This is a genomic window from Shewanella sp. S1-58-MNA-CIBAN-0166 (assembly GCF_040310085.1).
In the GTDB taxonomy this organism is placed as follows: domain Bacteria; phylum Pseudomonadota; class Gammaproteobacteria; order Enterobacterales; family Shewanellaceae; genus Shewanella.
The window spans coordinates 42,543-57,434 of record NZ_JBEOPN010000027.1 but is presented as its reverse complement, the minus strand read 5'-3'; the positions used below and the strand labels follow the sequence as shown (position 1 = coordinate 57,434).

At 41.0% G+C, this 14,892-nt stretch carries 14 protein-coding genes; 10 read left to right on the top strand and 4 right to left on the bottom strand.

Annotation, left to right across the window (positions count from 1 at the left end):
- Positions 1–162: 162 nt before the first annotated feature.
- Positions 163–1,065: a CLCA_X family protein gene (locus AAEY99_RS15950; protein ID WP_351011170.1), complete on the bottom strand. Its 903-nt coding sequence runs from the start codon at positions 1,063–1,065 to the stop codon at positions 163–165.
- Positions 1,066–1,676: 611 nt separating this feature from the next.
- Here AAEY99_RS15950 and AAEY99_RS15945 point away from each other — a divergent pair.
- The 4 genes from AAEY99_RS15945 (at position 1,677) to AAEY99_RS15930 (ending at position 5,069) form a co-directional block, all read left to right on the top strand.
- Positions 1,677–2,000, top strand: coding sequence for a heavy metal-binding domain-containing protein (locus tag AAEY99_RS15945; RefSeq protein ID WP_351011168.1), 324 nt, complete (start codon positions 1,677–1,679; stop codon positions 1,998–2,000).
- 211 nt (positions 2,001–2,211) lie between these two features.
- A complete protein-coding gene (locus AAEY99_RS15940; RefSeq protein WP_351011166.1) occupies positions 2,212–2,664 on the top strand; it encodes a DUF302 domain-containing protein in 453 nt (150 codons plus the stop codon).
- A gap of 374 nt (positions 2,665–3,038) precedes the next feature.
- A complete protein-coding gene (locus tag AAEY99_RS15935) occupies positions 3,039–3,746 on the top strand; it encodes an SDR family oxidoreductase (RefSeq protein WP_351011164.1) in 708 nt (235 codons plus the stop codon).
- Positions 3,747–4,238: 492 nt separating this feature from the next.
- The gene (locus tag AAEY99_RS15930) at positions 4,239–5,069 is read left to right on the top strand and encodes an EAL domain-containing protein (protein ID WP_351011162.1); all 831 of its coding nucleotides are present in this window, start codon (positions 4,239–4,241) and stop codon (positions 5,067–5,069) included.
- Positions 5,070–5,108: 39 nt separating this feature from the next.
- Here the strand turns inward: AAEY99_RS15930 and AAEY99_RS15925 are convergent, their stop codons facing one another.
- Complete coding sequence (locus AAEY99_RS15925) at positions 5,109–5,288, bottom strand: hypothetical protein (RefSeq protein WP_351011160.1); 180 nt, start codon at positions 5,286–5,288, stop codon at positions 5,109–5,111.
- A gap of 570 nt (positions 5,289–5,858) precedes the next feature.
- Here AAEY99_RS15925 and gloA point away from each other — a divergent pair.
- The 3 genes from gloA to AAEY99_RS15910 all read left to right on the top strand — a co-directional run bounded on the left by gloA (position 5,859) and on the right by AAEY99_RS15910 (position 8,396).
- The gene (gene gloA, locus AAEY99_RS15920) at positions 5,859–6,245 is read left to right on the top strand and encodes a lactoylglutathione lyase (RefSeq protein ID WP_101087107.1); all 387 of its coding nucleotides are present in this window, start codon (positions 5,859–5,861) and stop codon (positions 6,243–6,245) included.
- Positions 6,246–6,258: 13 nt separating this feature from the next.
- The gene (locus AAEY99_RS15915) at positions 6,259–7,359 is read left to right on the top strand and encodes an alkene reductase (protein ID WP_192114982.1); all 1,101 of its coding nucleotides are present in this window, start codon (positions 6,259–6,261) and stop codon (positions 7,357–7,359) included.
- Between the two features lie 176 nt (positions 7,360–7,535).
- Entirely contained in the window at positions 7,536–8,396 is an 861-nt protein-coding gene (locus AAEY99_RS15910) for a DMT family transporter (RefSeq protein WP_351011159.1), read from the top strand.
- A gap of 390 nt (positions 8,397–8,786) precedes the next feature.
- Here the strand turns inward: AAEY99_RS15910 and AAEY99_RS15905 are convergent, their stop codons facing one another.
- Both AAEY99_RS15905 and AAEY99_RS15900 read right to left on the bottom strand, forming a co-directional pair.
- Entirely contained in the window at positions 8,787–9,551 is a 765-nt protein-coding gene (locus tag AAEY99_RS15905) for a mechanosensitive ion channel domain-containing protein (protein ID WP_409085805.1), read from the bottom strand.
- A gap of 341 nt (positions 9,552–9,892) precedes the next feature.
- A complete protein-coding gene (locus AAEY99_RS15900) occupies positions 9,893–10,726 on the bottom strand; it encodes a hypothetical protein (protein WP_351011158.1) in 834 nt (277 codons plus the stop codon).
- 622 nt (positions 10,727–11,348) lie between these two features.
- Here AAEY99_RS15900 and hyaA point away from each other — a divergent pair.
- Genes hyaA through cybH form a run of 3 tightly spaced genes read left to right on the top strand, consistent with a single transcriptional unit; the run spans position 11,349 to position 14,891 of the window.
- Positions 11,349–12,485 (top strand): nickel-dependent hydrogenase small subunit, encoded by a 1,137-nt coding sequence (gene hyaA / locus AAEY99_RS15895; RefSeq protein WP_101087103.1) that lies wholly within the window; start codon positions 11,349–11,351, stop codon positions 12,483–12,485.
- 2 nt (positions 12,486–12,487) lie between these two features.
- Positions 12,488–14,191 carry a nickel-dependent hydrogenase large subunit gene (hyaB, locus tag AAEY99_RS15890; RefSeq protein WP_351011156.1) on the top strand — a complete coding sequence of 568 codons (1,704 nt, stop codon included), beginning with the start codon at positions 12,488–12,490 and terminating at the stop codon, positions 14,189–14,191.
- 31 nt (positions 14,192–14,222) lie between these two features.
- Entirely contained in the window at positions 14,223–14,891 is a 669-nt protein-coding gene (gene cybH / locus AAEY99_RS15885; protein WP_101087101.1) for a Ni/Fe-hydrogenase, b-type cytochrome subunit, read from the top strand.
- The last annotated feature ends 1 nt before the right edge of the window (position 14,892 follow it).

Genomic DNA, 14,892 nt, shown 5'->3' with positions numbered 1-14,892 from the left:
GCTAGGTGAAAACAAGTCTTGGCCGAACTGATTTTCTATAGATAAACATTAAAGCAAAGGCCACATTAATCGCCCTTTGTTTGTAACATTGGAAATGACACCATTCTCAAACTAACTCATACAAGCTACTAACTTACATCGTTACCCCATAGAGATAGGTGCCTACTGTTCACCTTGTTGCTTATCAAACGCTAGCCCTAAAGGTTCAAAATATTCCATCATGGCTCGATATATTTCACGGCAATGTTCTGCATCGGGATAAGCGCCATGCTTAGCAAGTGGCGAGTCGATAGTACTATTAACCAGGTAAGGATTGGATATATTAGCATAATCTTGTGAATACATTTCAATGCATGATTCAAAGGCGCGCGCCATCATTTCGGTCGGTTTAGCAAAGTAATGGCAGCGTTGCTGTTTATCGAGTGCGATGGAGCGACGCACATAGTCGTGTGGCTCTTGGCCGTTGGCGCTCAGCAAGGTCACTTTAAATAAGCTAGAGAGTTTATTATTCAACGGGTGAGCAATTATGGATTTATCGGCCAGCCAATTGTCGCTGGCACAAGCAAATAAATTGGCACGACTTAAGTTAGCCCTAGTTGTATTGGTAGTTTGCTCTGATATTACAAGCGACGACAAATACGGGTCTAATATACTGTCGTCGATAAACATTTTATCAGCGATATAGTGATCGAATGCATGCCAAAATTCATGAGCTAACGACCCTGCTCCGGCATTTTTGGCTAATGCCAGTTCCCGGTATGCTGGCGCATAATGAGCTTGCACACCTTTTTGGCCGCCATGGCCAAAGGCAAAGCGCAAGCTACCGCGTAAACCAATCAACTCTGGTGGTACCGCTAATATGTTGGCTAAGTCGGCTAGTGAATCAAAAATTAAATTAGCCGCAAGTGCCGACTCCTCACGGTTAACCCATTTTCCAACACGGATATGCTGCAAACCAAAAGTGTGTTTAATGTCGAGAAAACTGACCGAATCGCCATTACGATAGTCGGGCCCGATACGTTCAAAATGACGTTGATGATTTAATAATGAATGATGTGAAGCCAAACATACCTCTATTGTCACTAAAGCGATTGCCAAAAATGTTTACACAAAAACCAATGCTGAACCTAGTGACTAATTATGCCATGTTTAACGCCATAAACCGCCCTATAAAAATAAAGTGATAGTAAAAAACACCGCTAACGTAGGCTAATGCCGCCAGCACACCACTAGAATAACTATTCGTGATTATGCAAAAATAAAAGTATTACCCTCGGTAAATTTTTAACCTTCACTCACTTTAATGCATATTTACTCAAAATAAGTCTGCGCAGGTTACATAAAAGCGACCTATAAAACACCGAGCGTATTTTACTCTGCCATTAAGTGTCTATTACGATACTCATTAAGTGACCTATTACGTCCACCAGCATTTTATGGATCGTCTAGATTACGATTCTGTATTATGAATCTACATTACCACTATTGATTACGGCTCTTCATCACGACCCTTTATTGCTTCTCTTCAATACGACTCATCATTACTTCCCTTTATTACAAGATGCGCCTAAAGCGTAAACAACAGTATTGGGGGTCAGTTAAGTATCACTAATTGGATTCCTATTTAAGCGTGTTAGCAGTACGATGGTTTACGGTTGATTTTTCATGGAGGATTTATGATTTATACCACGACTGAAACCATTCCTGGTCGGGACATTATCGAGATTGTCGGTGTTGTAACCGGTAATGTGGTTCAATCTAAACATATTGGTCGAGACATTATGGCCGGCTTAAAAAGCATTGTTGGTGGCGAAATCCGCGGTTACACCGAAATGTTATCTGATGCCAGAGATGTCGCAGTTGAGCGTTTAGTTGCCAGTGCGGCACAAAAAGGGGCTGATGCAATTGTGGGGATCCGCTTTACGACAAGTGCCATTATGGATTGCTCGTCTGAAATTATGGCTTTTGGTACTGCGGTTAAATTAGGGCCAAGCAGATAAATACGCCTGAAACTAAACGGGTATTAATAGTATTTGCGTACAACAAATGCTTAAGTCGATTTTTATATCCTTGATGTTAGCCGAGTTTATTGCCGAAATGCTTCTATTGATCAAACATAACTAATATGGCCAAACACAACTAGTATGACCAAACACAACTAGTATGACCAAACACAACTAGTATGACCAAACATAACGAATAGGTGATTTTATGATTAAAAATATTTCTTTAGCCGTTGCCGTCTTGTTGGCTTCTACTCATGCTTATGCGGTAGAAAGCCTTATCACTGTTGAAAGCCATTACTCGGCCGAAGAAACGGCAGATAGGTTTGAGTCGATCATAAAAGACAAAGGTTTTACGGTTTTTTCCAGGATTGATCATCAAAAAAATGCCGCCGGTGTGAACTTAACTCTGAGACCAACTGAAGTGATTATTTTCGGTAACCCTAACATCGGTACTCAATTAATGCAGTGTAACCAACTTGTCGCGATTGACTTGCCACAAAAGGTATTGATTAGCGAGGATGCTGATAACAAGGTTTGGCTGTCGTATAACAATCCGCAGTACATTAAACAGCGTCATAGTATTGCAGGCTGCGATAAGGTTATTAATAAAATCTCTGGTGTCCTCAATACATTAAGCCTTGCTGCAACGTCTAAGTAGTTATTTCGCAGCTAGTCGTTTGAGCAAGGCTATTGGCGCGAACATTTTGAACGAACATTTTGAACGAGTAAATTGAACGAACAGATTGAGTGATCATTTATAGCCACCAGCTTATTAATTCGGAGCGAGTATACGAGGAATAAGCAAAGCATGACGATGATCACTCAGCCATTGTGTTTTATCGAATGACGATTTTTATCGCAACACAGAGTAAACATATCGAATCACATCAGCAGTGACACAACTACAAGATGATATTTATCAATATTTTACATCTATCTTTTTCACAAGAATTTACACAAGAATTTACACAAGAATTTTTCAATAAAACTTACCAGAAAAGTTATATAAAACAATCGATTTAGAGGTTTTTAATGAATAGTGAAGTGGTATTAATCACCGGTTCGAATAGAGGTATTGGTTTAGCGTTAACAGAGCAATATCTTGTCAACGGTTGCAGCGTCATAGCAACCTGTAGAGATGGCGCAACAGCGACTGAGCTTTTGTCGTTGAAGGCCCTGTTTGCTGACAAATTATTGATTGAGTCACTGGATATCACGAGCTCTGAATCAATCCAGCGCTTAGCGAATAATCTCAGTCAGCAAAATATTAGTCTCGATTTAATTGTTAATAATGCGGGCTTTTTAGATCGAGATAATCACAGTATTCATGCTATTGATTATGCTGACGCTGAAATGTGTTTTAAAGTGAACGCGCTCGGGCCATTATTTTTAACACACTGCTTATTAGAACTATTGAATAAAAATCGTTTATGCAAAATAGCGATTATCTCTTCTTCTAAGGGATCACTATCACAAGCACAAGGTGTCGACTGGTATGGTTACCGAATGTCTAAAGCCGCAGCCAATATGTTAACTGTGAATTTATCGACTGAACTGGTTAATGATAACGTCGCGGTGGTATCGGTTCATCCTGGTTGGGTACAAACGGATATGGGCGGCAGCTCTGCAAAGGTAAAGGTTAATGATTCCGCCCTTGGGATTATAAAAGTGATCAACAATTTATCGATTCACAATACCGGTCAGTTTTATGATGTTAACGGTGAGCAACTGCCGTTCTAATCAGCGCATCAATCCGTACAACAAACTACCGACCGCTTTATTGGTAATTCATTGGTCAGATTTGGGCTACTGTTAGTGCGTAAAGATGGTGAATATGATGTTTTTTTATTAAGCAATTAGCCAACAAATTGACCGATATACTATTAAATACTCGATAATGTGTAATGATGTTTGTGCGTGGCTTGCCTTAAAAATTGAAATAGGTAAGATGTTGTTTTAATGTCTTTATCGTTGATATTATTATGATGTCTGAGTGTTAACCCACACAGTGTGGCAACATCGATTAAGTCGACAGTTAATCAAATTAAAATTGATACAATTAAGATGAGTTTTATCTTTTCCTGCCGCATAGCGGCTAAGCTCAACAAACACTTAATGTTGATTTGCAACGCGCTGCATTGGTAATGTTTTTAGTCATTACCATGCAAGGTAGAATCCTAAGTTCGTTACGGCATAGCTTAAGCGAGCGTTATATTAATTGAGGTTGCTACAATGGAAACAAAGCCAATAATTTATGACAGATTTACTTGTAATAAATGTTTTGATAAAAGCAGCCTTGATTTTGATTTCACCATGGCTTTTCAGCCAATTATTAACTGTAAGACCAATAGCATATTTGGCTATGAAGCATTGGTACGTGGCTTACAGAATGAATCGGCCTTTTCGATCATTTCTCAAGTTAATGATGATAATCGTTACCTCTTTGATCAACTTTGCCGCGTTAAAGCCATCGCACTGGCGGCGAAACTAAAGCTAGATTCAATGCTTAGCATTAACTTTCTTCCAAATGCTATTTATAAACCTGAGCGCTGTATTAGAACAACCTTAGAAGCCGCTAAAGAGTATAACTTCCCAACCAACAGAATCATGTTTGAATTTACAGAAAATGAGAACATTAGTGATACTGCATTTGTTAAGAGTATCGTTGAGTATTATAAGAAATCAGGATTTATCACCGCACTAGACGATTTTGGTTCTGGCTATGCCGGTTTGGGACTGTTGGCTGATTTTCAAACCAACATTATCAAATTTGATATGAAGCTTGTTCGTAATATCGACCAAGATAAAACCCGACAAGCTATTATAAAAAACTGCTTAAACTTGTTTACTGAACTTAACATTACCTCTTTGGCTGAAGGCGTAGAGACAATAGAAGAAATGCAATGGTTACGCGATTGTGGCATTGAGCTGATGCAGGGTTATTTATTTGCTAAACCTGGTTTTGAATCCCTACCGCTAGTTGATTTTGACGAGATATACCGCAGCGAAAGTCAGATTAAGACTCAACCTACTCTGAGCTTAAATGACGGTGCGGGTATATAAGCTTAAGGTCGAGACTCATCATTACCTCAATGCACATTATTATTTATGCCATTGAGTGTATTCCACACGAGTATGGCGCCAGTGTTCAAAGGCAATAGGGTTAGATGTTTCGTGCATAGGTTGAATGGCTTGTGGTATTTCTTCGTTAACAGTCTGTGACATAACCGGCATCGAAATAGCGGTAAAGATTATCGCAACAATGGTTAATCTTATTTTCATGCTGCCCAATATTTATTGAGCCTAAATATTTCTACACTGCGTCATTAATGCGCCTATGCTATAGGCGTAATACTCTTTGCAACAACAAAAACGCACTATCACCAGGGTTTAATGGTTAAAAAGCAGTTCATACATCTGTGCCTAAGCAAAATTTAGACGATAAGGCGTGCCTCTTTTTTGCAAAAATCAGAGAGATCACAGACCGTTTTCATTTGTATTTGAGGGGCACATTGTCAACTTTCGGTTTGCTTTGCATGATAATGTTTATTGTCACCATGATAACCAGCAAATAATTTGTTAATTATGTTCAAAAAATTTTGGACGTTAATTGTTAAACCCTCCATTGATAACGTTTTATTATTAAAATGATAAGTTTTAATAATTTATTGTTTAGCCTTGTTCACTGTATATTACGTCTATCGAACATCATTCATCATTCATACGCACGCCTTATTGTGTAATTTATCCGATTGTTTATGCGGTTGTTTATTCGGTTGTTTATTCGTTTGTTTATTCGGGAATGGGCACGTTCGCTGATGCGTTTAAAAGATGTCGCTTAAAGAGAGAGTTATGAAATTTTTACACACTATGTTGAGAGTCATTGACCTAGAGAAATCAATTGAGTTTTATACCCATGTGCTAGGCATGAAAGTGCTAGAAAGAACCGAAAACAAAGACTATCGCTACACCTTAGTTTTTGTGGGTTATGGCACTCAAGCAGACAGCACCACGATTGAATTAACCTATAACTGGGACACCAATGAGTATGACCATGGTAATGCTTTTGGTCATATTGCGCTGGGTGTAGAGGATATTTATAGTGCCTGTAATGACATTAAAGCACGCGGTGGCAACGTCACCCGTGAACCAGGACCGGTAAAAGGTGGCTCAACCCACATCGCCTTTATCGTCGATCCTGATGGATACCAAATTGAGCTCATCCAAATTAGCAAGTAAAGAGGAATACAGAATGAACAATGCACTATTTCAACCAATACAGCTCGGTAAACTCTCTTTAAAAAATCGTATTGTTATGCCACCAATGACGCGCTCGCGCTCAACCCAACCGGGTAATGTGGCTAATGAGATGATGGCTGAATATTATGCTCAGCGAGCATCCGCGGGTCTTATTATTACAGAAGGCACCCAAATATCAGTCATGGGCCAAGGCTACGCGTGGACGCCAGGTATTTATTCTGCAGAACAAATTGCCGGATGGCAGAAGGTCACCAAAGCGGTTCATGCACAAAATGGCACTATCTTCGCTCAGCTTTGGCACGTTGGTCGAGTGTCTCACCCTGATAATATCGGTGGTCAACAACCTATTTCGTCTTCTGCACTAAAAGCCCAAAATGTAAAAGTGTTTGTGGATAATGGTACCGACGAACCCGGTTTTGTTGACGTGGTAGTGGCTCGTGAAATGTCTAAAGCTGACATTGAACATGTGATTGGCGAATATCGTCAAGCAGCGTTAAATGCGATTGAAGCCGGTTTTGATGGCGTAGAACTGCATGCTGCTAACGGTTATTTAATTAACCAGTTTATAGATTCTGAAGCGAATAATCGCATCGACGAATATGGTGGTAGTATCGAAAACCGCCTGCGCTTCCTGGGTGAAGTGGTTGGTGCAATGACGCAAGCCATTGGCGCTGATCGTGTTGGTGTTCGTCTTGCGCCATTCACATCGCTAAATGGTACTGTTGATGCAACGCCGATAGACACCTACATTGCCGCGGCTGCATTACTTAATAGCCTCAATGTGGTCTATATCCATGTGGCTGAAGTTGATTGGGATGATGCCCCAGAGACACCAACAGTATTTAAAGATACGGTTCGCGACGTTTATAAAGGTGTGCTTATTTATGCGGGACGTTACAACGGCGAAAATGGATCTCAGGCCATTGATGCTGGTGTAGCGGATATGATTGGTTTTGGCCGACCATTTGTCTCCAATCCAGATCTGGTAAACCGTATTAAGCATAACTATCCATTAGCCTCTCACAACCCAGAGACATTATTTGGTGGTGCTGAACGCGGGTATACTGATTACCCCGAATACAGCCCAAGCTAATAGTAATCACACTGTTTAGTTGAGTTAATATGTGAGCGATTCTGACGTAAGGTAGGATCGCTTTATACGTATACATCATTTATTTATCACGACATATTTTTTGGTTTTCTCGTATCATTGCGACTTGCCAAGAGCCTTGCCCCTTTTCCCATCCCTCAGCTGGAACAAACGGTTTGATGAAACAAGAAGCGTTGCGCGGCAAAATATCCTTATTACTGGCCACAATGCTTGCGGCTGTGGGATGGATAGCCTCCAAACTTGTTATTTTAGAGATGCCTGGAGAGGTGTTTATTGCTGCTCGCTTCTTAATCGCGAGTCTGATTTTATTGCCATTTTGTTATCAGCAGATTTTTTTTTTACGCCTGAAACAAATTGCCGCGCTTGGTGGCGTTGGCATGGTATTAGCCGCTTCGATTGAAGTATGGGTTCACGCGATTACCATCTCTAGTACTTTGTCTGAAGGTGCTTTTATCATGAGCCTGGCGATGATTATAGCCCCGTTTATTTCTTGGCTATTATTCAAAGTAAGACCTAACCGCATGTTTTGGATATCACTGCCTATTACTTGTATAGGCATTATGTTATTGACCATCACAACTGGCTGGGAAGTTGATAACAGCCAGTGGTTTTTCTTATTATCATCGGCACTGCTGTCATTGCATTTTGTATTGAATAAGCGGGTCTTGACCAATATAAAACCGTTAACATCCATCTGCGTACAATTATTCATGGTGGGCATTGTGGGTTGCGTGATTATGGCTGCGGTTTCACCTGAACATTTTGAGATAAATGGTCATGTGCTATTTTGGTTTGCGGTATCAACGGTTATCGCAACCAGTGTGCGTTATTTGCTTCAAACTGTCGGTCAATTTAGCGTTAAAATTGAAACCGCTTCGCTGATCATGATTTTAGAACCCATTTGGACATTAATATTGTCTATCAGCTTTCTTGATGAGGTAGTTGAAATGCAAAAGCTCATTGGTGGCGGGGTTATTTTATTGTCACTGTTTATTTACATCAAATATTCTAAAAAATAGTGCGTAAAAAGCCTTATTTACAACATCTATAACATCACAACATCTGCAACGCTGAGTATATCAATGTTGTAATAACCTATTTTTCGGTTTATTAACCACGGCGTTGTATTCGCTACGCAAATGCATAGGGTTGGAGGTACACAACGCCTTGTACACTGAGGTGTAACTCAATTGCTGAGACTAAGCTGAGATGAGTCTATAAACGCTACTGAAAGGTCATGATGACGAGTAATAGACACATGCAAAGACTTTGTATTGATGTTATTGATGTTATTGATGTTATTGATGCTAAAACACAGTGAAGTTAATGATTAATCCCAGTGTTGAACTGAGATTAATCATGCCGTGCGGACTAAACATGTGGAACGATAGAGAGCGATTTCAGATGAATTAGCTAAAGTTTTCGTGGTAAGCAATCATAAAGTCTTCTCTTATTAACTGCTCTAAATGTATGGCGCGTTCGGTGGGGCAAAAAATCATGATATGCACATTTTGCTCGCCGTTGATGCCGCTGGTGATATGAATATGCGGTTCGCTGCCAGGCAAATCGACACCAGCATGTTTTTCTATCACACCGTTGTAACGCTTAGCCACTTCGATAAAGTCTTCACAGTGCTGTTCTATTTGACGGGTTAACCCAGGAAACAGTGTATAGAGATTAACAAACTGGACCACGGTAATGGTTATGTTGTGGTAAACATAACGTTTCATAAAGTTGAGGTTTTTCACCGCATAGGTAAAAAACATACTGTTAGGTAATGTCGCGGTTTTACCGGTGTAATGATATTGACCTTGATCAAGATCGATCTCTTGGATCACGGTGGCCATTAAGTTATGTTCAATCACTTCGCCATATATTTTCCCTACTTCAATCCAATCACCAATCACAAATGAACGTGAACTCGCGCGTTGTATTGAGCCGGTAAAGCAAAGAATAATTTCTTTTGATGCTATCACTATGGCAATGGCAATGGCGGTAACAGACAGTGCAAACTTGCTAACTTCGGATTGCCAAAGCATGAACAAAATAACCAGTATTAAAATGAAGGTGCCATTTTTAGTGCGTGACATCCATTTGCGTTGCACATCAGAAAGAAAAGCGACGTCGCCACGAATACTTGAAATGATAAAACGTTTTATCACTGAGATAAGCATTATTATTAACACCGTTAATAATAATTTGTGTTCGAGAAAAAAATCGACGATCAAAGCTATATTATCTATCAAACTTGTTACCTACGTTGTTTTTGTTTCCACACTCATGGTGCTGAATTACGGACATTCCGGCCGTCACTCTATTGGCAATAGCAGCAGAAGACAAGGTAATTAGGCCATAACAGTATGAGGTCTAACCTGGTGTAGCAGTAAACACTTAGTCAACTTCGGTAAATTTGCCCCTTCATAAACACGAAAAAACCATTAATGTAGCTGACATTAATGGTTTTTTCGTATCGAGATTCGCAATATTGAAGTGAATATTTTAGCTGGTGATCATTTTAGTTAGTTTGGTAGTAAATAACGGTTGGTGTTATCGCTATAACATCATCATATCGATACCCCAAAGCATTTGGCTGCCCTTTTACTGGCTTAACATCTGAGTTGTCGCTTAGCTTAACTCCCCAATGATTATTACTGATACCATCGAAAATAATATTTATTACGCCGTCACTTTCTTTAACCATCGCGGCAATGTGGTGCTTGGCCATAATGTCTCTTACCTTAGCTGAGCGTGATGAGCACAAATTACACGCTTCTATATTGGTGACATTTTTAAAATATGTGGCATCGGCTGAAGGTACAAACCCAGCTACCGCTGACGGTTGATATTGAATAATACCTGCGGGGGTGAAAAATACGTTATTGACTCTAAATACATTATCATCTGAGCGCTGAACAATAGTGATATCGACGTTGTCCTTAAAAAAACGACTGATTACGTCTTGCTCTATCAGCAATATGTTGATGGCCTTAACCCTTTGGTCTCGACATGATTTTTCATTGCACAGCACTCTATTGGGCAAACTGGTGACAAATTGGGGATCGGCTTTAAATATCGCGTGACTCATTACACCTAAATTGAAGTTAGCAAAATCATTTTTATCCTCTGCAGAGGTAAATTTTGTTGGATGCACATCAAGCACACCATACGGTGAGGCTAACCCAGGCAATATTTCTGCAATGCCATTTTTGGGTAATAAACCCCGTAAATGATTAATTGTTGCACGGTACTCTTTATCAGAGTCTGCAGTGAGGAAGTTTGGTAAGTTGTTTGCGCTGGCAACTGTCGGCACGAGCAATGAGCATAACAAAAATAGATAAGTGGCTCTCATGGGTGAGTAACATCCTTTTAATGTCATTGTTAACGTCATAGTTAATGTCATTGATGTTTAAGTAAAACACATCTTTGTTGTCATAATGTTATAAAAACAAGCAAAGTTAAAGCTGTGTCTAATCAAATTGTGAGTTTATCTTATGGATAAATTAGCATTTTTTGTCCAGCTTACTTCGCTGTACGTTGTCATTATTAGCATTCTTTAATCAATGATCCCTGCTCTGTATTCGGTAAACGGATGACAAGTTCACTCATAATAAGCAGAACCGTTATTAGCCGTTTAACCATGACGTTATCCTGTGGCGGAGATGGCTAGTGATAAGTATCCAACGAGCATCCGCTCCGTACACAACTAGATTGAACAAGATTTAACTCGCCAACATCAGCAAGTCTATAAATAATAACGTCAATAAAATGGTGATCTGCGACAATTTGTCCGATTTCATTTTTGTTAACTTGATCAACATCATGTATTCGACGATATAGCCCTACATATGTTAAGGAAATATCTTACAAGTTGATTTACATCAAAGACCATTTTTGGCTGAGTTTTAATATTGATACCGATGGATTGCAACTAATTATTAGCCACTGAGCTAACTTAAGCAGAAGGTATCAACATGGACACACATGCAGCCCTTTATAAACAGGGTCAAGACCGCCTTGATTATTTACGCCAATTTGCCCAACGTCAGCCCGTGTCACTACAACAAAAAATGGCCAACATTGGGATATCTCGTCGAGACTTCATTAAGTGGACCGCGTCGGTCACTGCAATGTTTGCCTTGCCCCTACCCTTTAGTAATCTGGTTGCCGAAGCGGCTGAATTAGCCGACCGAGTACCGCTAATTTGGTTACATTTAGCCGAATGTACTGGCTGTTCTGAGTCATTAATTCGTACCGACACGCCCAACCTCGACACATTGATTTTCGATCATATCTCGCTTGAATATCACGAAACCTTAATGGCAGCCTCTGGCTGGCAAGCAGAAGAGAACCTAGAAAACGCTCTTGAAACCTACAAAGGTCGGTATTTGCTGGCCGTTGAAGGTGCGGTCCCTACCGCCAATAACGGCACCTTTTTAACCGTGGGTTGTAAAGGTCATACGGGTTTACACATTGTTAAGGAAGCAGCGGAAAATGCTGCCGCGATTATCTCCGTTGGTACTTGCGCTGCTTTTGGCGGTGTACAAGCCGCTGCACCTAACCCGACTGGGGCAAAAGGTGTTTACGAAGTGGTCGATAAACCTGTGATTAACTTAGGCGGTTGCCCTCCGAGCGAAAAGAACATTGTTGGCACGCTAATGTATTTCATTATGTTCGGTAAGTTACCTGCACTGGATATGTTTAATCGTCCTAAATGGGCTTACGGCGCACGGGTACATGATAACTGTGAACGTCGTGGGCGCTTTGATGCTGGTGAGTTTGTTGAAGAATTTGGTGATGAAGGTGCTAAAGAAGGTTACTGCCTTTATAAAGTCGGCTGTAAAGGCCCATATACCTATAACAACTGCCCTACTGAGCGTTTTAACCATCACACCAGTTGGCCGGTGTTAGCGGGTCATGGCTGTATGGGTTGCTCTGAGCCGAATTTTTGGGATGACATGGCGGACTTTGAAAAACCGCTAGGACGCCAACTTTTACATGGCATAGATGCCACCGCAGACACCATTGGTGCGGTCATTTTAGGCGCTACCGTTGTTGGTATTGGCGCCCATGCAGTTGCTAGCGTATTTGCTAAGCCTTTGGAGGAATAATCATGAGTAAACGTGTCGTTATCGACCCTATCACCCGTATCGAAGGCCATTTACGTGTCGAAGTTGAAGTGGATGACAATAATGTCATTACCAAGGCTTGGTCTTCGTCGACCTTATGGCGAGGTATTGAGGTTATTTTAAAAGGCCGAACTCCAATGGATGTGGGCTTAATTGTGCAGCGTATTTGTGGCGTATGTACCTATTCGCATTATCGTTGCGGTACTGAGGCCGTTGAAAATGCCCTTGGGGTTAAGATCCCACTTAATGCTAAATACCTGCGCAGCATAATGCAGTCATCACTCTACATGCATGATCATATTGTGCATTTTTATCATCTACATGGTTTGGATTGGGTGGATGTGGTATCAGCATTAAGTGCCGACCCAGCCTTAGCGGCTAAAGTGGCAATGAATTATTCTGATGCACCGATGGCTGCCGGTGAAGGTGAATTAAAAGCGGTACAGGCACGAGTGAAAGGCTTGGTCGAAACCGGAAAACTGGGTCCATTTGCCAATGCCTATTGGGGTAATGGTACTTATCGTTTTACCCCTGAGCAAAACCTCATTGCGTTATCGCATTATTTAAAAGCACTTGAAGTACAACGTGTGGCAGCTGAAATGTTAGCTATTTTTGGCGGCAAATCGCCACATCCACAGTCTATTGTTGTGGGCGGCATAACCTCAGTACGAGACATGTTAAGCCCTGCCCGTTTACAAGAATGGAAACAAAAGCACGCTATCGTGCAAGACTTTATTGAGCGAGCTTACCAAGCCGATATTGTGATGGCAGCAGAAGCATTTGGTACAGAAGCCAGTGTACTTGGCGGCGTAAATGTTAACAGTTTCTTGTGCGGTGAAGATTTTATTACAACCGATGGCGAGTACTTATTTAACCAAGGGGTCATTTTACACGGTGATTTAGCCAATGTATTGGATATCGACCCGAGCTTGATTAAAGAAGATGTGACTCACGCCTGGTATAAAGCTGATGGTCCGCAACATCCATATCAAGGAACCACCATTCCTGATTACACCGGGTTTATTGAGCGCGACACTGTGTATGGCAAATTACCCACCATTAATGGCGATGGTAAATACTCGTGGGTTAAGTCTCCGCGTTACCAAGATGAACCGATTGAAGTAGGTCCACTAGCGTGTTTGTTGGTTAACTATGCCCGTGGCAATCAAGTTGTGGTCAATGCGGTTGATGGTTTGTTAGCTCGCACTGGTTTGCCTCTTGAAGCATTGTTTACCACTTTAGGCCGTACTGCTGCACGTATGTTGCAAACGGTGTTGGTTGGCCAGGCCAGTTTGCAAACCTTTGATGCTTTACTGGTGAATATACAGTCGGATCAGTCAACTTACGTTAAACCTGAAATAGACCCAGACCGTGTTTACGAAGGTTATTCGATGATTGAAGCCCCTCGCGGCATGTTAAGTCATTGGATCCGGATTAAAGATGCCAAAGTCGAAAACTACCAAGCTGTGGTTCCTACTACCTGGAACGCAGGCCCTGTGGATGCTAACGGTAAAATGGGCCCATACGAAGCTTCGTTGATTGGTTTGAAACTTGAAGACCCAACTAAGCCGTTAGAAGTCATTCGCATTATTCATTCCTTTGATCCTTGTATGGCGTGTTCCGTTCACGTGATGGATTACAAGAAACACACCCTAGGTCAATTTAAAATTGATCCAAATGGGTTTTAATCAGAGGTAATGGAGTAGGAGGGATAAAAGTATGGAACATATTGCAACCCATAATCGGCAGCTGATATTTACTCCAGCGATTCGAATATTTCACTGGTTACGCGCTCTGGCCATTTTGGTATTAGTGATCACCGGATTTTATATCTCGTGGCCATTTTTAGTGGCGCCTGCCAGCACTGATGTATTGGTACAAGGTTGGATCCGCTTTGCCCATATCATTTTTGGATTTTTGTTAACCAGTATTACCTTAGTGCGTTTTTACTTGTTTTTCTTTAGTCGTATTAACAATGAAAGACGATCATTTAAAGATGTACTATCGCCTCGAAGCTGGATATCGCAAATAAAATCCTATTTTTGGATGGGCAGTTTAGACAAAGCCGGCGTTTACGGACCATTACAGTTTATGACCTATGTGGCCATTTCGTTTGTCGCCTTGATTATGTGTATCACCGGTTTAGTGCTGTACGCCAATGTGTACCATTTAGGTATTGGCGGAATGCTCGGTGATGTATCGGCATGGATAACCGGCCTCTGTGGTGGTTTAGCGCCACTGCGGATTTATCATCATTACTTAACATGGGCCTTCATCATCTTTGTGGTGATCCATATGTATATGGCGGTGTGGTCTGGTATTCGCTTTAAACATAATTCAGTCGATTCTATTGTGTCTGGTTATGACTATCACAAAGTACATAAATAGG